Origin of the sequence: Pantanalinema sp. (assembly GCA_036704125.1) — a bacterium.
Taxonomy (GTDB): Bacteria; Cyanobacteriota; Sericytochromatia; order S15B-MN24; family UBA4093; genus JAGIBK01.
Genome location: DATNQI010000057.1, coordinates 1 through 23592, shown reverse-complemented (window position 1 = coordinate 23592; position 23592 = coordinate 1). Strand labels below are relative to the sequence as shown.

At 70.4% G+C, this 23592-nt stretch carries 22 protein-coding genes; 14 read left to right on the top strand and 8 right to left on the bottom strand.

The genetic code is table 11. The annotated features are described in order from the left end of the window. Together V6D00_08900 and V6D00_08895 are read right to left on the bottom strand one after the other, a co-directional pair. On the bottom strand, positions 1-1798 hold a 1798-nt coding region (locus V6D00_08900; GenBank protein HEY9899285.1), incomplete at its 3' end, for an iron uptake porin. A gap of 67 nt (positions 1799-1865) precedes the next feature. After that, positions 1866-2876 (bottom strand): hypothetical protein, encoded by a 1011-nt coding sequence (locus V6D00_08895; protein ID HEY9899284.1) that lies wholly within the window; start codon positions 2874-2876, stop codon positions 1866-1868. A 284-nt stretch (positions 2877-3160) separates the two neighbouring features. Here V6D00_08895 and V6D00_08890 point away from each other — a divergent pair, with 284 nt between their 5' ends. Genes V6D00_08890 through V6D00_08875 form a run of 4 tightly spaced genes read left to right on the top strand, consistent with a single transcriptional unit; the run spans position 3161 to position 6191 of the window. Then, a complete protein-coding gene (locus V6D00_08890; GenBank protein HEY9899283.1) occupies positions 3161-4057 on the top strand; it encodes a farnesyl diphosphate synthase in 897 nt (298 codons plus the stop codon). After that, positions 4057-4497, top strand: a complete 441-nt coding sequence (locus V6D00_08885; GenBank protein HEY9899282.1) for a divergent PAP2 family protein — start codon at positions 4057-4059, stop codon at positions 4495-4497. The genes V6D00_08890 and V6D00_08885 overlap by 1 nt, the downstream gene beginning before the upstream one ends. Before the next feature lie 3 nt (positions 4498-4500). Beyond that, positions 4501-5337 (top strand): TlyA family RNA methyltransferase, encoded by an 837-nt coding sequence (locus V6D00_08880; GenBank protein HEY9899281.1) that lies wholly within the window; start codon positions 4501-4503, stop codon positions 5335-5337. Further along, entirely contained in the window at positions 5334-6191 is an 858-nt protein-coding gene (locus V6D00_08875; GenBank protein ID HEY9899280.1) for an NAD(+)/NADH kinase, read from the top strand. Before V6D00_08880 ends, V6D00_08875 begins: the two co-directional genes overlap by 4 nt. Here the strand turns inward: V6D00_08875 and V6D00_08870 are convergent. Beyond that, positions 6188-6478: a stage V sporulation protein S gene (locus V6D00_08870; protein HEY9899279.1), complete on the bottom strand. Its 291-nt coding sequence runs from the start codon at positions 6476-6478 to the stop codon at positions 6188-6190. The two genes, V6D00_08875 and V6D00_08870, sit on opposite strands and share 4 nt — an antisense overlap. A gap of 223 nt (positions 6479-6701) precedes the next feature. Between V6D00_08870 and V6D00_08865 the strand changes: the two genes are divergently transcribed. From V6D00_08865 to V6D00_08845, 5 genes are all read left to right on the top strand, one after another. Then, positions 6702-8165 (top strand): DUF4127 family protein, encoded by a 1464-nt coding sequence (locus V6D00_08865; GenBank protein HEY9899278.1) that lies wholly within the window; start codon positions 6702-6704, stop codon positions 8163-8165. A 157-nt stretch (positions 8166-8322) separates the two neighbouring features. Further along, positions 8323-9165 carry a transketolase gene (locus V6D00_08860; GenBank protein ID HEY9899277.1) on the top strand — a complete coding sequence of 281 codons (843 nt, stop codon included), beginning with the start codon at positions 8323-8325 and terminating at the stop codon, positions 9163-9165. Next, positions 9165-10130 (top strand): transketolase family protein, encoded by a 966-nt coding sequence (locus V6D00_08855; GenBank protein ID HEY9899276.1) that lies wholly within the window; start codon positions 9165-9167, stop codon positions 10128-10130. The genes V6D00_08860 and V6D00_08855 overlap by 1 nt, the downstream gene beginning before the upstream one ends. A 39-nt stretch (positions 10131-10169) precedes the next feature. Further along, positions 10170-10619 carry a nucleoside-diphosphate kinase gene (gene ndk, locus V6D00_08850; protein HEY9899275.1) on the top strand — a complete coding sequence of 150 codons (450 nt, stop codon included), beginning with the start codon at positions 10170-10172 and terminating at the stop codon, positions 10617-10619. A 212-nt stretch (positions 10620-10831) separates the two neighbouring features. Then, positions 10832-11986: a HAMP domain-containing sensor histidine kinase gene (locus V6D00_08845; GenBank protein HEY9899274.1), complete on the top strand. Its 1155-nt coding sequence runs from the start codon at positions 10832-10834 to the stop codon at positions 11984-11986. A gap of 8 nt (positions 11987-11994) precedes the next feature. Here V6D00_08845 and V6D00_08840 read toward each other — a convergent pair whose 3' ends face one another. Then, positions 11995-12384 (bottom strand): response regulator, encoded by a 390-nt coding sequence (locus V6D00_08840; GenBank protein ID HEY9899273.1) that lies wholly within the window; start codon positions 12382-12384, stop codon positions 11995-11997. Positions 12385-12484: 100 nt separating this feature from the next. Further along, positions 12485-13324, bottom strand: a complete 840-nt coding sequence (locus V6D00_08835) for a helix-turn-helix transcriptional regulator (GenBank protein ID HEY9899272.1) — start codon at positions 13322-13324, stop codon at positions 12485-12487. 301 nt (positions 13325-13625) lie between these two features. Here V6D00_08835 and V6D00_08830 point away from each other — a divergent pair, with 301 nt between their 5' ends. Continuing rightward, positions 13626-14432, top strand: coding sequence for a M48 family metalloprotease (locus V6D00_08830; protein ID HEY9899271.1), 807 nt, complete (start codon positions 13626-13628; stop codon positions 14430-14432). 10 nt (positions 14433-14442) lie between these two features. Here V6D00_08830 and V6D00_08825 read toward each other — a convergent pair whose 3' ends face one another. The 3 genes from V6D00_08825 to V6D00_08815 are packed head-to-tail and all read right to left on the bottom strand — an operon-like array spanning position 14443 to position 19857. Further along, the gene (locus V6D00_08825; protein HEY9899270.1) at positions 14443-15867 is read right to left on the bottom strand and encodes a hypothetical protein; all 1425 of its coding nucleotides are present in this window, start codon (positions 15865-15867) and stop codon (positions 14443-14445) included. Positions 15868-15898: 31 nt separating this feature from the next. Further along, a complete protein-coding gene (locus V6D00_08820) occupies positions 15899-16546 on the bottom strand; it encodes a hypothetical protein (protein ID HEY9899269.1) in 648 nt (215 codons plus the stop codon). Next, on the bottom strand, positions 16543-19857 hold the full coding sequence (locus tag V6D00_08815; protein HEY9899268.1) for an adenylate/guanylate cyclase domain-containing protein: 3315 nt from the start codon (positions 19855-19857) through the stop codon (positions 16543-16545). The genes V6D00_08820 and V6D00_08815 overlap by 4 nt, the downstream gene beginning before the upstream one ends. A 194-nt stretch (positions 19858-20051) precedes the next feature. On the opposite strand from V6D00_08815, the gene V6D00_08810 reads away from it, so the two are divergent. From V6D00_08810 to V6D00_08795, 4 genes are all read left to right on the top strand, one after another. Further along, complete coding sequence (locus V6D00_08810; GenBank protein ID HEY9899267.1) at positions 20052-20906, top strand: hypothetical protein; 855 nt, start codon at positions 20052-20054, stop codon at positions 20904-20906. 108 nt (positions 20907-21014) lie between these two features. Then, positions 21015-22745: a DNA polymerase/3'-5' exonuclease PolX gene (gene polX, locus V6D00_08805; protein ID HEY9899266.1), complete on the top strand. Its 1731-nt coding sequence runs from the start codon at positions 21015-21017 to the stop codon at positions 22743-22745. Between the two features lie 4 nt (positions 22746-22749). After that, positions 22750-23238 (top strand): GNAT family N-acetyltransferase, encoded by a 489-nt coding sequence (locus tag V6D00_08800; GenBank protein ID HEY9899265.1) that lies wholly within the window; start codon positions 22750-22752, stop codon positions 23236-23238. Positions 23239-23313: 75 nt separating this feature from the next. Continuing rightward, positions 23314-23511, top strand: a complete 198-nt coding sequence (locus V6D00_08795) for a hypothetical protein (protein ID HEY9899264.1) — start codon at positions 23314-23316, stop codon at positions 23509-23511. Positions 23512-23592 lie beyond the last annotated feature (81 nt).

Sequence of the window (23592 nt, the reverse complement as noted above, 5' to 3'; positions counted from 1 at the left end):
TGCCAAGGACGATCTGCTCGTGGGTCGGGAAGCCGCCCCCGATGAGCTGGTTGTCCTTGCCCGGGTCCGCGCTCGGCGACGTCGCCGTGCCGTAGAAGCGGCCCATGTCGTACTCCAGGAAGAGGTTGGGCAGGCCCGGCGAGAGCTGGATCTCGGCGATCGCCGACAGCCCCGACCCCAGGTCGGTGGCGAACACGCTGCGGCCCGAGTGCTGGGCCGCGATGGTCAGCGTCGGGATCACCGAGAAGAAGGGAACCCGCACGTAGGCGCCGGTCGAGCTCCAGTCGTAGTCCATGAAGGACATGGCGCGCCCCGCCTGGTTGGCCGCGGGCGAATCGCCGAGCTTGGTGCCGATGCCCAGCCCGATGCCCGTGCCGAAGAGGCTGTTGGTCACCAGGAACGCGCTCGATTCCGCGTAGCGGTTGGAGTCGAAGGCGCTGCGACGGGTCATCTCGGCGAAGCTCAGGCTCAGGCCCAGGGCGTCGGTGCCCAGGTCGACCGTGGCCCCCCAGCCCTTGCCCGGCACCGAGCCGCTGGTCAGCTGGGTGAGCGCCCCGTTGTCGGCGCGGCCGTAGGCCCCGATGCGGGCGATGCCGAGGTCGAGGCCCGCCTTGGCGAGGCTGTAGCCCTGGTAGTACTCGGCGATCATGGGGAAGGTGCGGGGCAGATCCGACAGCGCCATCTGGGTGGAGGCCCCCGGCGTGCCGTAGTTGAGACCGGCGCCCAGCTCGACCGGGCCGAAGGTCGTGGTGACGACCGCGGCGGGGGCCGATCCGGTGTTGACCGCCCAGACCGAGTTGGGATCGAGCAGGTCCTCGGCCACGTTGACGCCCGGGTTCCAGTGGATCCGGCCCGGGATGATGGGCAGGCCCGACAAGGGATCGATCGGGGCGGTCACCAGGGTTCCCTGGTCGGTCGTGCTGGGGGCGGCCGGCGGCTGCAGGGGCGGGGTGCCGACGAAGCCGTAGCCGCTCTGGGCCTGGATCCAGGTGGGGCCGGTGCGGAAGTCGTTCTTGAGGCTCGAGCCGATGCGAAGGGTGTCCGAGAAGGTCATGACGCCCGCGTGGACCGACACCGCCGAAGGCGTCCAGGAGAAGTAGGAGCGCCGCACGTAGAGGGGCGTGCCCGCGTCGGAGGCGGCGTTGTACTGGCCGCCCTCGGTGCCCTGGTAGCCGTTGGCGAGGCGCTTGACCCCGACGTTGTAGATCGAGAGCTGCCCCCGGTAGGACAGGTCCGGCGCCATCTCCGAGTCGAGGGTCAGGTGGGTGGCGATCCGCAGGTCGTCCATCTCGGAGGCCTGCTTGTTAGGCTGTACCGTGTAGGTGCGGTAGAGGGCCTCGAGCGAGCCGCCGAGACGCATGCGCTTCTCGAGTGAGACCAGGCGCTGGTCCTGGGTGTCCACGCGGCCCTTGAGGCCGGTCAGCTCGTCCTTGAACTCCTGCTGGAGCCTGCCGATGGTGCGCAGGTCGTCGGCGTTCACGCTGGGCTGGATGCGGGCGGGCTGGGGCGCCTCGCCGGTGGCCGCGGCGACCATCTCCTCGACCCGGGCCATGACCTTGGAGAGGGCCGCGGCGAGCTCGAAGCGCGAGATGGTGCGGGTGCCCCGGAAGGTGTTGTCCGGGAAGCCCTCCATGATCTGGTACTTCTCGACCAGCGCCTTGATCGCGTTGTAGGCCCAGTGATCCGGGGTGATGTCCTTGAACTCGCTGACCGGGGTGAAGGCCGAAGCCGGCGCGGCGAGGCCGCCGGTGGCCGCGATCGCCACCGTGACGGCGAGAGCCGCAAGGCGCATGCGCATGGTGTCCTCCTGCTGCGATAGAGCAAGCAGGGGACCCGCGCGGGGCCCCCTGCGGGATGGGAATGAACTAGAAGCTGAGCTCGATGCCCATGTAGGGACCGCTGTACAGCCCGTAGCGGGTCGCGGTGAGGGTATCGACCTTCTCCTGGGGAATGCCGGTGCCGTCCTTGGGGATCAGCGAGCTCGGGTTGGTCAGGGCCGCGACCAGCTCGCCGGGATCGGCGTTGACCGCGCCCGCGAGCTTGTAGCCGAGCTTCGCCTTGACCATGAAGAGCTTGGCGTAGACGTGGGCGTCACCGTCCACCGGCATGTGCTTGATGTTCTTGGGGAGCGCCTCCGGGGTCGCGACGGTGTAGCCGGCCTTGAGGCCCGCGTTGACGCCCACCAGGTCGAACAGGCCGAAGCCCAGGCCGAGGCCGCCCATGATGCTGCCGTAGGTGCCCGCGTAGTTGGCGCCGCCGCCGAAGGACTCGTTGCGGTAGCCGAGCGACAGGCCGAACGCGCTCGCCGAGACCTCCTGGTAGCCGGTGGGGAAGAAGGCCGCCATGGTCGCGGGCGGGTTGGGGGTCGCGCCGGGCACGCTCGGAAGGTTCTCGAACTTGGCCGTGGGCGACGCCTCGAAGCCGTAGTTCTGGAGGCGAGCGCCGAGCGTCACGATGGGCAGGCCAAGCTCGGCGGTCAGGCCGTAGCCCGAAGCAGCCGTCTGGGCGGTGCCGAGGCCGGGGACGTTCGCCTGGGCGACGCCCGTCAGCGGCACCTGCTCGAAGCCCCCGGTGCTCAGGCTGCCGGGGCCGTCGAACACCACCCCGACGCTGATGGGCACGGGCGACTTGGGCCACGAGAAGCCGCCGCCCGCGCTCGCGGGCGCAGCAGGGGCCGCCGCGACCGGCAGCGACATGGTCGCCGAGGGGGTCGCGGGCAGCTCGACCTCGACCGAGGGGGTGGCCGACGAGGTCGCCGCGGGCGAGGCCACCTTGGGCTCGGCGGGCTTGGAGGTCTTCATCTGGGCCATGGCCGGCGAGGCGACGCCGAAGCTCAGGGCGACCAGACCGACGGAAAGCGCGAGGGAGTGTTTCAAGACGGTGTTCCTCTTCGATGACGGCTAAGGGAGGGAGGCGGGCACGAGGCCCCGAGAACCGTATTCTTGGCAAGCGTGAAATACTTGCAAGCCCGGTTCATTTCAGGTCATTCTAGCACATCGCCCGCGCTCGCCCGCCCGGGCGCGAGGGCGAGGCGAGAGCCACAAGAAAGCGACGGTGCGGTATAATCGTCAGGCCGGCGGGGCCCCTCTGCCCGGGAAAGCGCGGTCACCCGGCCCGCTCCCCTCGCGCCGCGCGCGCTCAACAGGAAGGACTTCTGAAATTGGATTCGGCGACCGACACCTTCTCGCTGGATGCCTACTGGGACGACCGCGCCTCGCGCGTCGAGGGCGCCCTGGCGGCCCTGCTCGCCCCGAGGCGGCCCGAGCCCCTGTGGGAGGCGATGGCCTACAGCGTCGTGGCGGGCGGCAAGCGCCTGCGGCCCATGCTGGTGCTCGCCGCGTGCGAGGCCGCTGGCGGCGAGCCGGAGGCCGCCATGGGCGCCGCCTGCGCCATGGAGCTGGTCCACACCCAGAGCCTGGTCCACGACGACCTGCCTTGCATGGACGACGACACCCTGCGCCGGGGGCGGCCCACCAACCACGTGGTGTACGGCGAGGCCCTCGCGCTCCTGGCGGGCGACGGCCTGTTGACCTACGCCTTCCAGGTGCTCTGCGAGGACCTGCCGCGCCACATCCCGGCCGAGCGCGCCGTCCTGGCCGTCGCCGAGTTCGCCAAGGCCACCCTCGGCATGGTCGCAGGCCAGGTGGTGGACGTGCGATCCGAGGGCCAGGCCGTCGACAAGGAGACCCTCGAGTACATCCACCGCCACAAGACCGGCGAGCTGCTGAGGGCGGCCTGCCGGCTGGGCGCCCACGCCGCCCAGGCCGACGACGCCAAGCTCTCGGCCCTCACCGCCTACGCCGAGGCGCTCGGGCTCGCCTTCCAGATCGTCGACGACCTTCTGGACTTGACGGGCACCGCCGAGGAGCTGGGCAAGAGCCCGGGCAAGGACGTCGCCGTCCAGAAGGCGACCTACCCGGCGCTCTACGGCGTCACGGCCGCCCGCGCCGAGGCCGAGCGCCAGATCCGCCTGGCCGAGGAGGCCCTCGCGCCCCTGGGCGCCGCCGCGACCCCCCTCCGGGCGATCGCCCGGTTCGTTTCGGAGCGTAAGCACTAGTGATCGCAAACCAGGCGCTCATCGCCGGGGTCGTCGCCTTGACCCTCGCCCAGCTCATCAAGTTCGCGACGGTCTGGTTCAAGAAGCGCAAGATCGACGTCAGGACCCTCGTCACCACCGGCGGCATGCCGAGCTCCCACACCGGCCTGGTCGTGGGCCTGACCACCACCGTCGGCATCCTGGAGGGGGTCCACTCGCCCCTCTTCGACGTGAGCCTGGTCTTCGCCTTCATCGTCATGTACGACGCGGCGGGCGTCCGCCAGGCCGCGGGCAAGCAGGCGCGGATCCTCAACAAGATCGTCGAGGACCTCCAGCACTCCCTCTCCTTCAAGGAGAGCCACCTCAAGGAGCTGCTGGGCCACACCCCGCGCGAGGTGATCGGCGGGGCGATCCTCGGCGTGGCGGTCGCCTTCGCGATCAACGCCCTCAATGCCCTCTAGCCCATGAGCAAGGTCAAGAAGGAGCGCCTCGACGCCCTTTTGGTCCAGCAGGGCCACTTCTCGAGCCGCGAGCAGGCCCAGCGGGCCGTCATCGCCGGCTGGGTCAAGGTCGGTGGGGTCGCGGCCACCAAGCCCGGCACCCCCACCGACCCCGCGGCCGCGCTCAGCGTCGAGCGCAAGGGGCCGGGCTACGCCTCGCGCGGGGGCCTCAAGCTCGAGAAGGCCCTCGAGGCGTTCCGGGTCCCCGTCGAGGGCCGGATCGCCATGGACGCCGGGGCCTCCACCGGGGGCTTCACCGACGTGCTCCTGAGGCGCGGCGCCCGCAAGGTCTACGCGGTGGACGTGGGCTACGGACAGCTCGCCTGGGAGCTCAGGCAGGACCCGAGGGTCGTGGTCATGGAGCGGACCAACGTCCGGCACCTCTTGCCAGAGGCCCTCTCGGCCGATCCGGCCGAGCGCCCCGACCTGTGCGTGATCGACGTGTCGTTCATCGGGCTCGAGAAGGTCCTGGGCGCCATCACCGCCCTGCTCGTCCCCCCCGGCGACGTGGTGGCGCTCATCAAGCCCCAGTTCCAGGCAGGCAAGCAGGACGTGGGCAAGGGCGGGGTGGTCCGCGACGCCAAGGTCCACGAGCGGGTCCTCTTCGAGGTGGACGCGGCGGCCGGGGCCCTCGGGCTTCACCTGTGGGGCCTCACCCACTCGCCGATCAAGGGGCCCGAGGGCAACATCGAGTTCCTCGCCTACTGGCGGCGCACGCCGAGCGAGGCGCCTGTGCCCTCCTACTCGGAGGTGGTCGAGCGCGCCCACCACGCGCGCGCCTTCGAGGAGAGCCCGGAATGAGGGCCAAGGCGATCGGGGTGGTGTACAACGCCACCAAGCCCGAGATCGAGGCCCTGGTCGACCAGGTGAGGCTCACCATCGAGCAGCTCGGCTGCGAGGCGGTGGCGGTCGCGGGCTCGGCCGCGGGCCTTGGCGCGGTCGACGCCGTGGTGGTGCTCGGGGGCGACGGGACCTTCCTGAGGGCGGCGCGAATGGTGGCCCCCAGCAAAACGCCGCTCTTGGGGGTGGACCTGGGCACGCTCGGCTTTCTGGCCGAGGTCTCGTACCCCGAGCTGGCCTTGGGCCTCGAGCGCCTGATCGCGGGGGACTACGCCGTCGAGGAGCGGCCCTTGATGGAGGTCGCCCTGGTGCGGGACGGCCGGGTGGTCGCAAGCGAGCTCGCCCTGAACGAGGGGGTCGTGCTGAAGGGCGCCTCGGGCCGCATGCTCGAGGCGGCGGTCTTCGCCGACGCCTCGCACGTGGCGACTTACGGGGCCGACGGCTTCATCGTCTCGACCCCCACCGGCTCGACCGCCTACGCCATGGCCGCCCACGGGCCGATCATGGCCCCGGACGTGCCGGCCTTCATCTTCGTGCCGATTTGCCCCCACACCCTGACGGCGCGCCCCCTGGTCCTCTCGGACGAGCGCACGGTGCGGATCGTGGTCAAGGAACGGGCCGAAGGCGCCATCCTGACCGCGGATGGCCGCACGGTGGGCCATCTTCAGCCGGGTGACGCCATGACCTTCAGGCGCTCCGCGCACGTGACCAGGATGGTCCGGCTCGAGACGCGGGACTTCTTCACGACCCTGCGCCGCAAGCTCCAGTGGGGCGATCGCCTCAGGAGCGACGGCGCAGGAGACCAGGCCCCCTAGGGGCGCGGCTCGACGATGAACCGGATGGCGGTTCGCTCCTCTCCTTGCACCTCGATGTCGAGGAAGGCCGGGACCGCGACCAGGTCGATGCCGCCGGGGGCGACGTACCCCCGGGCGATGCCGATGGCCTTGACGGTCTGGTTGACCGCCCCGGCCCCGATGGCCTGGACCTCGCAGCGACCCGTCTCGCGGATCATGCCGGCGATCGCCCCTGCGACCGACGCCGGGTTCGACTTGGAAGACACCTTGAGTAACGTGGGGCCTGTTTTGGTTGCATTCGATAACACCGACGATCCCTCCTCATACCCGGCCGCATGGCAGCGGCTTGCCGGCTCAGGGCCATAACGCTTGCCGGCTGCGGCATTCCGCCGCTTGCGAGGGGATTATAGTTTTTCACGAAGGGAGTGTCATCGGTCGATTGTGCCGACAGAACACCGCCATCCGCGCCAAGGACGCCCCCGCCCCCCTCTTTCTCGACTCCCCTCGAAACCGTTGCCAGGAGGCTTTTCCATGACCCGCCCCCTCTTGCTCGTCCCCCTCGACGATCGCCCGGCCACCTACCGCCTGCCGGCCGAGATCGCGGCGATCGGCCGGCTGAGCGTCCTGCGCCCGCCCCGCGAGGCCATGGGCAACCTTTTGCGGCCGGCCGACCCCGACTCGCTTCTCGCCTGGCTCGAGGCCCGCGCCCCCGAGGCGCAGGGAGCGGTCGTCTCCCTCGACACCCTGGGGTACGGCGGCCTCATCCCGAGCCGCCAGTCGAGCGAGTCCCTCGCGACGATCCGCGCGCGGCTCGAGCGGCTGCAGGCCCTCAAGCGACGCCATCCTGAGCTTGCCCTCTACGCCTTCAGCGTCACCATGCGCCTCTCCGCCGAGGCCGCCGTCGAGGAGGAGAAGGCCTACTGGGCCGCGCACGGCCGCGCCATCTACGCCTACTCGTATCACCAGGACAAGTTCGAGCAGGAGGGGCTCTCGGCGGACCGCGCGGCCGCCGAGGAGGCCCGCGCGCGCATCCCCGACGCGGTCATCGAGGACTACCTGGCCACCCGCGAGCGCAACTTCGCCGTCACCCGGCTGATGATCGACTGGGCCGCCGAGGGCTGCTTCGAGGCCCTCCTGCTGACCCAGGACGACACGGGCCGCTTCGGCCTCAACGTGCGCGAGCAGCGCGCCCTGGTCGCGCACGTCGAGCGAGCCGGGCTCTCGGAAAGGGTGCTGGTCTACCCGGGGGCCGACGAGGTCGCAAGCGCCCTGGTCGCTCGCCACCTCAACCGGGTGCGCGGCCGGGTCCCGCGCTTCTTCGTCGAGACCTCGACGCCCACCGGCGGCGACATGGTGCCCATGTACGAGGATCGTCCCCTCGCCAGGACCATCGCCTCTCAGGTCCAGGCGGCGGGCGGCGTGGTGGTCCCCACCCCGGAGGAGGCCGACTTTCGGCTGATGGCCAACACGCCGGCCACCGGCCAGGGGGACCTGGTCCTGGACCTTCACCTCGACCGGGTGGACCACCCCCCGAGGGACCTCACCCCCTTCGTCCGAACCATCGAGCGCAGCGACAGGCCGGTGGCGCTCGCGGACGTGGCCTACGCCAACGGGGCCGACCTCGCCCTCTTCGCCCACGGGGTGGACCCCACGACGCTCGCGGCCTTCGCCGCCTGGAACACTGCGGGCAACACCCTGGGCACGGTGGTCGCCCAGGCGAGCGCGTGGCTCGACCCGGCACACAGGGACGAGGCCGCCCAGCGCCGGTACATGCTGGATCGGATGGCCGACGACCTGCTCTACCAGGCGTGCCTTCGCAAGGAGCTGCGCGCCGAGCTGCGCTCGGGCGCCTCCATCGCCGAGCTCGAGCCGACGGTGGGCCCCCGGCTGACGGCCATGTGGCGCGAGCGCTTCTCCCGGCATCCGATAGCCAGGATCGTCGCTAGCCTTCCCTGGGGGCGCCTGTTCGAGGTGGACCTGCACGTCGAGGAGTAGGATCCGGGCCGAGGGGGGCTCGCGAGAGCCGAGCAGGGGAAGCCCCGTCCATGATATGATTGATGCAGGTTGAAGCCTGACAGGCCGCCCTTTTGGACCGCCTTTCGGCGGGGCCCACCCGTGGCCGACGCATGCCCACGCATGAAGGAGCGCACACTTGGAGCAGACGATCCCGCAGACCTCGGCGCGCCACGCCGAACTCGCCGAGCGCGCCCGGGCCGCCCGGCGCCACATCATCACCATGATCCGCGACGGCAAGAGCGGCCACCCGGGCACGAGCCTCTCGTGCACCGACCTGATGGTGGCGCTGTACTTCGCCCACATGCGCCACGATCCCAAGCGCCCCGACTGGGCCGATCGCGATCGCTTCGTCCTCTCCAAGGGCCACGGCGCCCCCGGCCTCTACGCCGTCCTGGTCGAGGCGGGCTACCTGGATGCCGGCGAGCTGACGACCCTGCGCCAGATCGGCACCCGCCTCCAGGGCCACGTGGACATGCACAAGATCCCCGGCATCGAGGCCTCGACCGGCAGCCTGGGCCACGGCCTCTCGCTCGCGCACGGCATGGCCCTGGCGCTGCGCATGGACGGCCGCGACAGCCGCGTCTACGCCCTCTTGGGCGACGGCGAGTGCCAGGAGGGCCAGGTCTGGGAAGCCGCCATGGCCGCCGCCCACTACAAGACGGGCAACCTGATCGCCATCGTGGACCGCAACGGCCTCCAGATCGACGGGCCGACCGAGAAGGTCATGGCCCTCGGCGACGTGGGCGAGAAGTTCCGCGCCTTCGGCTGGAACGTCATCGAGATCGACGGCCACGACTTCGATTCGATCCTGCTCGCCCTCGACAAGGCCAAGGCGACCCCCATGCTCGGCCAGCCCACCTGCATCGTGGCCAAGACCGTGAAGGGCAAGGGCGTCTCCTTCATGGAGAACGTCGTCAAGTGGCACGGCACCGCCCCGTCGGCCGACGAGGCCGAGATCGCCCTGAAGGAGCTGAGCTAATGGCCGCACCCGTCGTCAACACCAAGGACAAGATCGCGACCCGCACCGCCTACGGCGAGGCCCTTCGTCAGCTCGGCCACGAGCGCTCGGACGTCGTCGTGCTCGACTCGGACCTCTCCGGCTCGACCATGACCAAGTACTTCGCCGACGCGTTCCCCGAGCGCTTCTTCAACATGGGCATCGCCGAGCAGAACCTGGTCGACACCGCCTGCGGCTTCGCGCTCGCGGGCAAGGTCGCCTTCGCCAGCTCGTTCGCCATGTTCGCGGTCGGCAAGGCCTGGGAGATGGTCCGCAACTCCGCGGGCCACATGAACCTCAACGTCAAGATCGCCGCCACCCACGCGGGCCTCACCCTGGGCGAGGACGGCGCGACCCACCAGATCCTCGAGGACCTCGCCATCACCCGCGTGATCCCCGAGCTGACGGTGCTGGTCCCCGCCGACGGCCCCGAGACCGAGGCCATGGTCCGGGCCGCCGCCGAGCACGTCGGCCCCGTCTACCTCCGCCTCGGCCGCCCCGCGGTGCCCGTCATCAAGCGCGAGGGCCCCGTCGACTTCAAGATCGGCCGCGCCGAGACCCTGCGCCAGGGCAAGGACGTCGCCATCGTCGCCTGCGGCGTGATGGTCCACCAGGCCCTCCTGGCCGCAGACGAGCTCGCTTCCGAGGGCATCGAGGCGACCGTGATCAACATGGGCTCGATCAAGCCCCTCGACCGCGCGGCCCTGGTGGCGGCGGCCGAGCGCTGCGGCGCGGTGGTCACCGCCGAGGAGCACTCGGTCATCGGCGGCCTCGGCGGCGCGGTGTGCGAGGTGCTGGCCGAGGAGTGCCCCGTCCCGGTCCGCCGGGTAGGCACCCAGGACACCTACGGCGAGTCCGGCACCGCCGACGCCCTGCTCCAGAAGTACGGCCTCCTGGGCGTCGACGTCGCGCGCGCCGCGCGCCAGGCGATCGCCAAGAAGCGCTAGAACATTTTCCCCCCACGTAGAAAGGAACCCACAAGCACCATGGAACGCACTTTCCTGGCCGTCAAGCCCGACGGCGTCCAGCGCGGCCTCGTCGGCGAGATCGTCGCCCGCTTCGAGAAGAAGGGCTTCAAGCTCATCGGCCTCAAGCTGATGCAGGTCACCCGCGAGCAGGCCGAGACCCACTACGGCGAGCACAACGGCAAGCCCTTCTTCGCCGGCCTCGTCGACTTCATCACCTCGGGCCCCATCGTCGCCATGGCGTGGGAAGGCAAGAACGTCATCACCACCGCCCGCGCCATGATGGGCGCCACCAACCCCGCCCAGTCGGCGACCGGCTCGATCCGCGGCGACTTCGCCTCGGACATCGGCCGCAACATCATCCACGGCTCGGACAGCCCCGAGAGCGCCGCGCGTGAGCTCGGCATCTTCTTCAAGCCCGAAGAGCTCCTCACCTACTCGCGCGCCATCGACACCTGGATCACCGAGTAAACGAGCACCCGTCTTCGCGCCGCGGCTCCCCAGGGGCCGCGGCGCGTCGCGTCGAGGGGAAGCGGCAAAGCCTCACGATCCTCTCACATAATTAGATCGGACATAATCAAAAATTATGTCATACTGATCGCCTACAAATTAATCGCAATGGTCTGGTTCTCCTCCCCGGCCGCCGGTCAGCCTGAGCGCGCCGCGTCACGACAGGAGGCGCCATGATCCAGCAGAGCATCGCTGAACGACCGCTCGATCCATCCCCCTGCGGCCTGGCTCCCTACCTGATCGAGATCCTCGCGCACTCCCTGTGCGCGCAGTTCCAGGCCGACTACGCCTGGGCGTGCCTGCGGCTGCCCGACGAGCCGGGGGTCGTCATGGCGCACGCCGGCAAGCCTCCTGCGACCTTCCCGCTCGCGCCGGTCCGCTGGGACGGAGCGGCCTTCCATCTTGCGGCGAGTTGCCGCGAAGCCGTCGTCGCGATCGGCTCGCTGGACTACGAGGGGGCAACCCTCGACTACCTGATCGGTCGCGGGGGAAGACCCTTCTCCTCGCTGGAGGGGGGCCGCTTCGAGGGCCTGTTCGCGCGCTGGCAGGCCGCCCTCGAGCAGGCGGGCCTTGAGCAAAGGGAGCAGGCCCTGGCCTTCCAGGCCCGGCTGGCGCAGCGCCGCGCAGCCCACTGCCGGCGGCTTGCGGCCAAGCTCGAGGCGCAGGAGGAGCGCCAGCGCACCGTGTACCACGACCTGATCAACGACCTGACCCCGGCGGTTTTCGCCGCCGAGGCCCTGCAGGAGCGCGCCTCGGGGCTCGATGAGCTGGGGCACCTGGTGCTGATCGAGCGACAGTTCACGCGGATGCGCGGGCGGCTGAGGCAAGCGATCGCATGCTCTACCCATCCCGCCCCGGAGGGGTGCGACGCGGGCCGGACCGTGCGCGAGGCCGTCGATACCTGGCAAGCCGCCTTCGCTCGCCGCGGCCTGAAGCTGCACGCCGATCTTCCGGCGCTCCCCCTGCGGGTCGCGGGCGAGGAGCCCGAGATCGCCACCATCGTCAACAACCTGCTCTCGAACGCCCACAAGTACACGCCCCCCGGCGGGAGCGTCGCGATCCACCTCGGCGCCTCGGGGCGAAACGCCTGCCTCGTCGTGAAGGACAGCGGGCCCGGGGTCGCCCCCGAGCTCCGTTCGCGGGTCTTCGAGCCGGGGGTGCGAGGCCAGGCGGAAATCGAGGGGAGCGGGGTCGGGCTCGCCCAGGTCGCAAGGATCGTGCGGCGCCTGCTGGGGGGCATCTCGCTCGAGAGCCCCCCGACCGGGGGCAGTGCCTTTCGGGTGCTGCTGCCGCGGCTCGCAAACGCCGGCGAGGGATGCGCGGAGTAGGGCGTGCGCTAGGCCGAGGGGAGCGCCCCGGGGTGGATCCCCAGCTGCTCGAGGGCAGCGAGCAAGGACTTGACCTTGATGGCCTTCTCGAGGCACACGGTCGTGCCCGGCTCGAGCAGATCGCGCACCCGCTCCTCGGACTCGGCGGTCACGAAGATGACGGGGACCTTGGCCGTGCGGGGATCCTGCCGGATCGTTCGGCACAGGTCGTCGCCGTTCATCAGCGGCAGGTGGATGTCGAGGATGATGGCCGCGGGCGGCTCGGCGGCCACCGCGCGCAGGGCCTCGAGGCCGTTGCGGGCGATGCGGGTCCGGTAGCCCACGTCGTTGAGGCGCCGGATCAGGAACTCGACCGTGTCGGGGTTGTCCTCGACCAGCAGGATGTCGCGGTTGGCCATGCGGCGCCCCCCCTCAAAAAGCATCACCGGAAGCGAGGATCCTCGCTTCCGGTGATGCTAACACAATCGGGGCGGTTGAGCGAGACGCCGCTCGGATCCGCTAGGCGACCTCGAGGAGCTCCTTGAGCTTGCGCGCGGTCTCGGGCAGGTCCTCGGTCTGGATCTGACCCATCAGCAGCAGACGCACGTCGCGCTCGGGGACGTCCGCCTCGAGGGCGAGCTTGCGGACATCGAAGCCGCCCTTGCCCATCGCGGCCATGATCGCGCGGACGACGGGCTCGTAGCGCTCCTCGGCCGGGAAGATCGAGAGCATCTCGTCCGAGATCTTCTCGGCCGAGCCGCCCTCCTTGAGGTGGCCGCGGGCGATCAGCATCTTGGTGACGAGCAGGTTCATGAAGACGTGCTCGATGGCCAGCGGGTTGCGCTCGGCCCAGTCCTGGACCGGGGCGAGGTACTCGCCGAAGGTCTCGGGAGCGACCTCGAGGACCTCGGCGATCTTCTCGATGACCTCGGGGTTGCGGGGGAAGGGCACGTCGCCGCGCAGGATCTCGTACATGTAGGTGCGGGAGATCTCGACGCGGTTGGCGAACTCCTGGCGCGTCAGGCCCACCTCCTGGAGACGGTTCCAGAGCTTGCGGGTCGACTCGGGCAGCACGCTGACGAGCTGCTGGTACTCCGGGAAGACCATCGGGTCGATCCTGGCCACCTCGGCGAAGCGCTCGAGGGTCTCGCGCACGGTCGGGAACTTGACCTTGGAGTTGAAGATGCGCGACACGTACTCGTAGCTGAGATCCGTCTCCTTGACGAAGGTCTTGCGGTTGACACCGGCGACTTCGAGGGCGCGCTTGAGGATATCGATCGACGGGCTGCGGGGCCGCGAGGTGCTGGGCCCCTCGCCCCGAGCGGGCATCCGGTTGAGAGCACGGTTGCGGTACGTCACTGAGGATCACCCTTTCATTGGGTTGCTGCCGATCGGCAGCAGTACGAGGGAGCGCCGACTTGATGGGCTTACTATAGCATAGGGCGCGCTTCACACCTGGATTCAGGTCAAAAATTTAACATAGGAACGACAAAATCTCACCGAATGAGGACTTTCGTCCCTACATCAAAGACGAACGGCCCAATGGCCGCCGTTGGCGACTCGATGGCCCCGCTTCGCCAGGCGCTCCAGATCGGCTAGAATCAAAGGGAACCTGTCGCCTCCGGCTCCCGTCATGGAAGAGGCGACAGAAGGAGGAACCATGAAGAAACTGTGGGGGGCGCTCTGCCTCGCGGCCCTGCTGGGCACCGTCCCGGGCTGCAGCCAGATCCTGGCGGGCGGGCTGGTGGCAGGGCAGGCGCTGCTGCCCATCTCGGACGAACAAGAGATCCAGATCGGGAAGTCCGCCGCCCAGGAGGTGCTCGCCGACCCCAAGACACCGCCCTACGCCAACGCCCAGGTCAACGCCTACGTGGACGCGGTGGGCAAGAAGGTCGCCGCGCGCTCCGATCGCCCGGATATGCCCTACACCTTCCACGTCATCGAAAGCTCCGAGCTCAACGCCTTCGCCCTGCCGGGCGGCGAGATCTTCGTCACCACCGCGGCCCTCAAGGCCATGAAGAGCGAGGCCGAGCTCGCCGGGGTGCTCGCCCACGAGGCCGTGCACGTGGCGCGCAAGCACGGCGTCGACAGCCTGCGCGCGGCCATGGTCGCCCAGGGCATCACCACGGCCGCCCTGGGCAGCACCCCGGCGCTTATCCAGCAGGCGGGCAAGATCGCAGCCGGCCTGGTCCTCAAGGGGCACAGCCGCTCGCTCGAGACGGACGCCGACCACTACGGAGCCATCTACACCAACGCGGCGGGCTACGACCCCCACGCTCTGGGGGCCTTCCTGACGACGCTGGCCGAGACCGTCGGCGACACCCCCAAGGCGTTCGAGGCCTTCGGGGATCACCCGGTCATCTCCGAGCGGGTCGCCGCCCTCGACGCCGAGATCGCCAGGCTCTCGCTCAACGCCCGCACCCAGGACGCCGAGACCTTCCTCTCGCGCACCGCGCCCCTGCGCTGAGGCGCCCTGCTCAGGGCAGGGCGACCGCCGCGCCGAACAGCCCCGAGCCCGATCGGAAATCGAAGGCCCACGCGCGCTTGGCCGGGGCCTTCAGGTCGTAGTAGGCGGTGCTCCATGGGCGCAGGGCCCCCGGCAGGCCCTTCGGGAAGCCGGCGACGCCCACGGCCTGCACCCCGCCGAGCGTCACCCCCCCGTAGGTGCCCCGCAGATTGACGTCGCTCGCGTACGAGAAGCGTCGCTCGTCGGTGAGGTTCAGGCCGCTGACGGCGTTGGCCACCGTCCAGTCGCAGTACAGGTCCTGGAAGCTCGCCTGACGCTTGGCGAGCGCCCCCTGGATCGCGTCGACCCCCGTGCCGGGGGCGGCGAGGGCGTCCTTGACCACCTCGGCGCCGAAGCGATCGTAGAGGTAGCGGCCGAAGAGGTAGCTCAGCCCGTAGGAGAAGCCGTTGGGATTGCCTGCCCAGTCGGTGAGAGAGTAGGAGGCGGGCGCTTCCTCGAAGCTCCTGATGTCGCGGGCGATCGCCTCGTTGCCCGCGCGCAGGCCGTAGCCGCACAGGTCCATGGCGAGCATCGCCCAGCCCTCGTCGAGCCAGGTCTCCTCGGGGGTGGCGCGGTTGGGCAGGAGCACCTTCTGGTTGAAGATGCACAGGTGGGTGAACTCGTGGGCGAGGGTGCCGAAGACCGTCTGGGCGGGCTGGTCGAACAGGCGGCTGGTCAGGAAGATGACCTTCTTCTGGTTGGAGTGGGCGCGAAGGCCGCTCGTGGCCGGCGAAAGAAGGTCCCGGCTCCAGAAGTAGCCCATCAGGCCCTTGTCCTTGCCGAAGTTGTCCACCGCGGGCGAGAGGACCACGTAGACCCGGCTCTCGCCCGAGGGATCGGTCTTTGGATCGGCGCCGAAGGTGCCGGTCACGGTCTGGTGGATGCGGGTCTCGAAGGCGTCCCCCAGGCGCTTGAGCTGCTCGTCGGTGACGCCCTGCGCCCCGTCGGCGTCCACGTAGAAGTGGGCGTGGGCCGTGGTGAGGCGACGCTTCGCGGTGCGCTCGCGATCGCCTTGCTCGGTCGAGTCCCCGACGTTGATCCAGAAGGTCTCGGTGTCCTTGGCCGCCTGCGCGCGCCGGACGGGGGCCCGATCGAGGGCGCCGGGCTCGCGCACCAGGCGCGCCCCCGACTCACCGAAGCGCGACTCGCCCCCGGCCGGAGCCCGGCCCTGGACCCGGAACTGGAAGGCGGGGGCCTCGGCGTGGGCGGCGCTCACTGCCAGCAAGAGGCGGCTGGCCTCGCCGAGCTCCAGGCGCATCGCCTCGCCCAGGACGAACTGGCGGACCAGCCCCCCCGCGGCCCAGGCGGTACGGGCCGTGACGGGGGTGGTCGGGGCGCTCGAGCATGCCGAGAGGGCGACGCTCAGGGCGAGGATGAGGGTGCGGGACCTGGTCATGGGGGAATGATGCCCGAAGGGGGGCCTCTTGTCAGCGCACGGACGCGATCGCGCGCCCCTCGCTGATCGAGGCGAAGGCGTTGGCGATGCTCGCGTTCTTCCGCTCGACCTTGTCGAAGGCCTCGAGCGCGGCCGTGGCCGAGGTCAGATCGGGGATGTCGGCGGTGTCGAGGGTGTTGCTGACGCGGCCCTCGAGGGTGTCCACGTCGTTCTGGGTGAGCGCGTCGAGCTTGGCGGCCGAGAGGGTGGCCTTGAGCTTCTCGGCGACGATGGTCGAGGCGGTGTTCAGGTCGCGCACGGAGCTGGTGCCCGCGGGCTTGGTGAAGGCGGTGATCCGCAGGGTGCCGCCGCTCTTGCTCTTGGCGGTCGCCACCAGGATCACGGCCTTGCCGCTGGGCAGGCCCTTGAGCTCGAAGAGGCCCGACTTGCTGGCCTTGACCATCCCACCGATGGCGTTGCCGTCGGCGCCGTAGGCCCTGACCTCGGCCTCGCTGACCGCGCGCTCCCCGGCGATGGTGCCGGCGGTCCGGTAGGCGTCGGTGAAGGCGATGGCCGCCTGCTGCGTCTCGGGCGCCTTGACGACGCCGGTGACGGTGGTGCCGCCGCCCAGCTCGCCGAGCAGGTTGGCGCAGCCGGCGAGGGTGACTGGGAGCAAGAGTGCGATCGTACGGCGGATCATGGGACCTCCTGGGGAGACGGGGGGGAGGCGGGGCGCACGTCGCGTCGCCAGGCGGCGAGGACCCTCTGATCATAGCGGGCGCCAAGCGCTTTGAAAAGCGCGGCCGCCTCCTCGGCCTCGGCCAGGGCGGCCTGGTGGCGCCCGGCCTCGTGGCAGGCGCGGGCGAGGCGAAAGCGCGCGCGGGCGAGCTCCAGGCGGTTGCCCAGGGCCGAGAGGCGCGCGATGGCGCGCGAAAGACGCTTGATCGCCTGATCGAGTCGGCCCTCGCGGGCCAAGGCCTCGCCGCAGAGCGCCCAGAAGACCGCCTGCTGGGCCTCGCTCTTGCCCTTGCGGGTCAGCCGGATCCCCCTCACGATGGCCTCCCAGGCCGCACGAGGGCGAGCGGCCGCGAGGCACGCCTCGGCGAGCATGCGATAGCCCTCGCCCAGGATCTCGACGTTGCGCAGGGCCTCGAGGGCCCGCAGGCCCTCCTCGAGGTGGGCGATCGCCTCGGCGTGCCGCCCCTGCTTGGAGCAGACCTCGCCCAGGTTGCACAGGATCCCGCCCTCGCGCGAGGCGAAGCCGATGCGCCGGCAGACGGCGAGGGCCTCCCGGAAGTGGGCCTCCGCCTCCGGCAGTTCGTCCAGCTCCAGGGACAGGGCCCCGAGGTTGCTGTGACCCGTGGCGATGCGGCTCTGGTCCCCCACCCGGGTGAAGGCCGCGATGGCCCGCGCGATGAAGTGGCGGGCCGGCTCGAACTCGCCCAGCTCGTAATGGAGCTGGAAGAGGTTGTTGCACGACGAGCCGACCCCGAGGGTGTCCTCGCAGGCCTCGCGCAGGGAGAGGGCGGCCTGGTGGGCGGCAAGAGCCCCGTCGTAGCGTCCGAGCTTGCCCAGGGCGATGCCCGTCACCGAGTGGCAGAACGCCAGGTCCTTGCGCGCCTCATCGCCCGCGAGGCCCGCCAGGGCCTCCGCACAGCGCGTGATCGCACCCTCGAACCGGCCGAGACCGACCTCGGCCTGGGCGAGCGCGCCGAGAAGCATGGCGCGCAGGCCCGCCTCGTCTCCCGATAGAAGGGACAGGCCCGACTCGTAGCAGACGATGGCGTCTTCGTAGCGGCCGAGGCGCTCGTGGATTCCGCCCTCGGCGCGCAGGATGCCGGCGCGCTCGGAAGCCGTGGAAGCCCCCTCGCGCGCCTGCGCCAGGTGTTCCAGGGCGGCGGGATAGGCCCCGGTGGTCGCCTCGGCCGCGGCGAGAGCCGTCCGGATCTCGCTCTGGACCGGGGTGGGGGCCTCGTCGCACGAGAGGCGCTCGCGCAGGGCCAGGGCCTCGGCCAGGTGCGCGCGGCTGCCTGGTGCATCGAAGCGGCGCTGGGCGAAGAGGCCCGCCGAGTGACGGTAGCCGAGGGCCCGGGGCCAATCCTCCGCCCGCGTGAAGTGCAGGGCGAGGAGGGCAGCCTTCTCGCCCTGCTGCCCTTGGGCGGCGGCCTCGAGGCGCTGGCCCACCCGCGCGTGCAGCGCGCGCCGCTCCTTGAGCAGGATGCCCTCGTAGGCCACCTCCTGGATGAGCGCCTGATTGAAGGCGTAGAGGCCTGGCTGGCGGGGACGAGGGTGGATCAGGTCGGCGCGCGTCAGCTCGCCAAGCGCCGCCTCGGTCTCCGGCAGGCCGGCCACCGCGTCCAAGAGGCTCAAGGAGAACTCCCGCCCCATCACGGCCCCCGCATGAAGGGCCCGGCGGGCGCTCGTCGAGAGGCGATCCACGCGCGCGGCGACGACGCCCTGGATGCTGCTCGGCAAGGCCTCCGGCCTGCGATCGGGCGCGAGGTGCCAGCCCTCCGGGCCGCGCACCATGGTCCCGGCCTCCACGAGGGAGCGCAGCAGCTCGCACAGGTAGAGGGGGTTTCCCTCGGCGCGGGTGCGCACCTGGGCGAGGACCTCCGCGCAGCCAGCCGTCTGGGTGTCGGAAGCCAGGTCGAGGAATGCTCGCACGAGGGCGTCGCTCTCGGGGCCGGTCAGCGGACCGAGCGCGAATCGGGTCGAGGCCAGGCCGGGCGCCTCGAAGGCCAGGACGTCATCCGGCAGGCGGCTCTGCCCGACGACCAGGATCCTGAGCGGGGAGTCGGAAGCGGCCACCCGCCGCATGAAGGCCGCGAGCCACTCGCGCGACGCCTCGTCGGCCCACTGCAGGTCAGAAAGGGAGAGGACCAGCGGACGATCTGCCGAGAGCAGGCGCCTCTCGAGGGTCTGAAAGGCGAGACCGCGCAGGGCCTCGGGCGAGAGCTGGCCAAGCTCGACGCTCTCGACCTCCCGGCCCAGGAAGTACCCGAGCAGCTCCGCCTCGCGCGCGGCGTCCATTGCCCCCTGCGCCTGGCACCACGCCGAGAGGCCCGGTGGGGCGAGGTCCTCCTCGCCCACCCAGTCCGCCAGAAGGGCGGCGATGAGGCCGTCGCTGACCGAGCGGCGATAGGAGAGGCAGCGGGCGCGCAGGACGCGGATCCCCTCGCAGCGCGACAGGGCCTCGCGCACCAGCCGGCTCTTGCCCATGCCGGCCTCGGCGCTGATCCACACCGCCTGGGGCTCCCCGGCCACCGCCCGTCCGAGCGCGGTCTGCATGCGCGCGAGCTCCGACGAGCGCCCGACGAAGGCGGGCCGCTCGCGCCTCGGCGCGGCGTCGAGGGCCCTCGGCCCCCGCGGCTCGAAGGCGCGCACCGCGCCCTCGCGAGCGCTCGGGACCCCATCTCCACGCTCCTCGAAGTGCCAGGCGTGTCGGGTGAGGCGGTACGTCGCCTCGCTGACCAGGATCGCCCCCGGGGTCGCGTGGGCCTCCATCCGAGAGGCGAGGCTGACCGTCTCGCCTTGGACCGTGTAGTCCCGCTTGTGGGTGCCGCCGACCTCGCCGGCGATGACCAGGCCCGTGTGAAGGCCCACCCTCACCCGCAGCCGGATGCCGGTGTCGGCCTCGAGGGCCTCGGCGAAGGCGGCGGCGGCCAGCTGCATCTCCCAGGCGGCCGCCAGCGCCCGCTCGGGGTCGTCCTCGTGGGCGACGGGGGCCCCGAAGAGGGCCATGATCGCATCCCCGATGTACTTGTCCACCACCCCGCCGTAGCGATAGATGGGCTCGGTGAGCACCGCGAAGAACCGGTTGACGATCGCCGCGACCTGCTCGGGGTCGAGCCGCTCGCTCATGGCGGTGAAGCCCGACACGTCGGTGAACAGCACCGTCACCACCCGGCGATCGCCCACCGGATCGGCGGGCGCGACGAGGCGCGTCCCGCACTGGGCGCAGAAACGGGCATGAGGGACGCTGGGCGCCTGGCAATGGGGGCAGGTCACGGGGTTCTCACGAGGTCGCTAGAGGGGAAAGGGGCTCGACGATTATAGCCCATCCTCGCTCGCTTTCGCCGGGGAAGTCCCCGCGAATGAAGGCTTGACTGTTAATTTAAGTTAAGCTTATCATTAAGCAACAAATCGCTCGATTTCACCGTCGATCCGTCAGCCGCTTTCACCCAGAAAGGAAGCTCGACTTCATGCATCGCACCACCCGCCTGATCCCGCTCGCGCTCGCGCTCGTCGTCGGGGTCGCCCCTGCGGCCTTCGCCAAGAGCCACTCGGCCCAGGCCTCGAGCACCACCGTGCAGCACAAGCAGAAGATGTCCGGCATGCACCAGATGCTGCCCGATGGCCTCTCCTTCAAGGGTCAGCTCGACCACGCCTACACCGAGGCCCTCAACGTCCAGTCCTCCATGGCCATGGGCATGGAGGAAATGGCCAAGAACCACCTGGCCAACGTGAAGCTCATCATCACCCACCTCGACCAGGCGTCCTCCAACCTCGACAAGACCACCATGGACCGGCTCGGCGCCATCCGCACGGAGGCCGACAAGCTCGAGGGCATGCTGGGCGAGCGCGAGGCGGGCATCAAGGGCAGCAACGCGCTGGTCATGCGCTTTGTCGCCTTCTACGACCAGATGGCCAGCGCCATGCCCATGGGCGGCGGCGGGGGGGCCATGGCCCGCCCGATGCAGTCCGCGAGCGAGCTTTTGGCCGGGGCCGGCGATTCGGCCGCCATGACCCAGTCGGCGCTCGCCGTTCGTGACTTCGAGATCGCCAAGTTCCACGCCCGCGACATGCAGCTGCACCTGATCGCGGCCGAGAAGGCCCTGACCATGACCCACGGCATCAAGGCCCAGAGCACCGAGGTTCAGCACGTCAACGCCCTGCGCGAGGACTCCCGCAAGCTGATCAGCGCGATCGACAGCCGCGCCAAGAACGCGACCCAGCTGGCAGGCCAGATGGTGGGCAAGATCGGCACGGAGCTTCCGCTCATCGCCAGCGCCACCATGGGCGGCGGCGGCGGGATGAGCCACCCCGAGCACCGCTAACCCATCCCGAAGCGGGGGCGCCTGAGGCGCCCCCGCTTCCTTTACGGGGCACGCCCGCGCGCTCTAAACTGAAAGGAGCAGTCCCCTACAGTCTCGCGGATGGAGCCCATGGACCAGAAGACCGTCGCCCGCACCCTCGAAGCGATCGCCACCCTCATGGAGCTGAAGGGCGAGAACCCCTTCAAGGTCCGCGCCTTCTCGGGAGGCGCCCGCCTCATCGAGACCGCCGAGCTGGACCTCGCGGCGCTCGTCGCCGAAGGCAAGCTGAAATCCGTCAAGGGGATCGGAGCGGGGCTCGCCGAGGTGATCTCCGAGCTGGTCAAGACCGGCGCCTCGACGCTCCATGCCGAGCTGGTGGCCACGACCCCCTCGGGCCTCATCGAGATGCTCGACATCCCCAACCTCGGCCCCAAGAAGATCAAGGCCATCCACGAGGGCCTGGGCGTCGCCTCGGTCGGCGAACTGGAGTATGCCTGCAACGAGAACCGGCTGGTGGCGATCGCGGGCTTCGGGGCCAAGACCCAGGACAAGATCCTCGCGGGCATCCGCCTCTTCAAGCAGAACCTCGGACGCTTCCTGTACGCCGAGGTCATCGAGACGGCCGAGAGGCTGCTCGAGGCCGTCGCCGAGCACCCGAGCGTCCGGCGCGCGGCGATCGCAGGCTCCCTGCGCCGCTGCAAGGAGACGGTCAAGGACGTGGACCTGGTGGCGTCGAGCGACGAGCCCGAGGCCGTCATGGCCGCCTTCGTCGCCATGCCGGGCGTCGCCGAGGTCATCGGGCACGGCACGACCAAGAGCGCGGTGCGCCTCGACAACGGCCTCTCGGTGGACCTGCGGGTCGTGAGCGACGCCCAGTATCCCTTTACCCTCCACCACTTCACCGGCAGCAAGGAGCACAACACCCTCTTGCGCCAGCGCGCGCAGCAGCGCGGCCTCAAGCTCAACGAGTACGGGCTGTGGCGCGAAGAAGCGCTGATCCCCTGCCACGACGAGGCCGAGATCTTCGCCAAGCTGGATCTGGCCTACGTGCCGCCCGAGCTGCGCGAGGGCCAGGACGAGATCGCCCTGGCCGAGGCGGGCCCGCTGCCCGAGCTGGTGGAGCTCTCGGACCTTCAGGGGGTCTTCCACGTCCACACCACCTACTCGGACGGTGGCGCGAGCATCGAGGCCATGGCCAAGGCGGCCCAGGCCCTCGGCTACCGCTACGTCGGAATCTCCGATCACTCGCAGGCCGCGGTCTACGCCCAGGGCCTGTCGCGCGATCGCATCCGCGAGCAGCACGCCGAGATCGATCGCCTCAACGACCAGCTCTCGGGCATCACCCTGCTCAAGGGGATCGAGGCCGACATCCTCGCCGACGGCACCATCGACTACGACGACGAGACGCTTTCGAGCTTCGACTTCGTCATCGCGAGCGTCCACTCCCGCTTCGGCCTCGACGAGGCCGCCATGACCGCGCGGCTGGTCAAGGCCCTCTCGAACCCCCACGTCACCATGCTGGGCCACATGACAGGCCGCCTGCTCCTCGGGCGAGAGCCCTACGCCCTCGACCTCGAGCAGGTCTTCAGGGCGGCCGCCGCGCACGGGGTGGTCATCGAGCTCAACGCCAACCCCCACCGCCTCGACATCGACTGGCGGCACCTGCGGCGCGCCCTCTCGCTCGGCGTCACCATCGCCATCAACCCGGACGCCCACTCCGTCGACGGCTTGAAGGACACCCGCATCGGGGTGGGCATCGCCCGCAAGGGCGGCGTCCAGCCGGGCCAGGTGCTCAACTGCCTGACCCTCGAGGCCCTGCGCGATCGCCTCGCCTCGCGCCGCGCCGGTGCGGTGTCCTGAGCCCATGGCCTGCAACCTGGAGTTCAAGGAGCTCAAGCCGTGGGATGCGAGCGCCCTGCAGGCCGTCTACGCGAGCGTGCCCGGGTACTTCGGCCTCTTCGGGGGGCTTGCTGACGACGAGGCCGAGAAGGCCCTCAAGGACGCGCCGGGGGTCGGGGACTCGCACCACGTCTGGGGCCTCTACCGCGAAGGCGAGCTCGTCGGGCACCTGGACTTCCTGCTCGGCCATCCCGACGCCGTGACCGCCTACCTGGGCCTGCTCCTCGTCCGGGGCGACCTGCACGGGCAAGGCATCGGGAAGGCGGCCTTCTTCCAGTGGCTCGAATGGGTGGCCACGGGCCCCTTCGAGCGCGTCGTGCTGGGCGTCGTGGCGGGCAACTCCGGGGCGTTCGCCTTCTGGGAGGCCTGCGGCCTGCAAGACACCGGCGCGCGCAAGAGCCTCGAAATCAACGGGGTGACGTGCCGCGTCCACCTCTACGAGGTGCGCTTTTAACCGCGGGTTGTCACGCCCCATGCGACGCGCTATCCTCCTCATCCGAGCGAGGCCCCAGAAGCGAGGAGGTGCCGGATGCCCGTCCCCAAGAAACAGCCCCTGCCCCCGTTCGACCAGGCGCGGCTCGAGGCCGAGACCGACGACCTCGAGGAGTTCGTCGCCGAGGTCCCCTTCGATCGCATGGATGCCTCGGGGGCCGAGATCGTCAGCGCGCGCGAGGCCCACGACGAGGTGTCGCAGGGCGATCGCGGCTACCGCAACCTGAACGAGTGAGCGCGACGAAGCCCCCTCGCGAGCGAGGGGGCTTCTCGGTTCCTAGCGGCGCGAGGCGACGGGCATCAGGATGATGCCCTG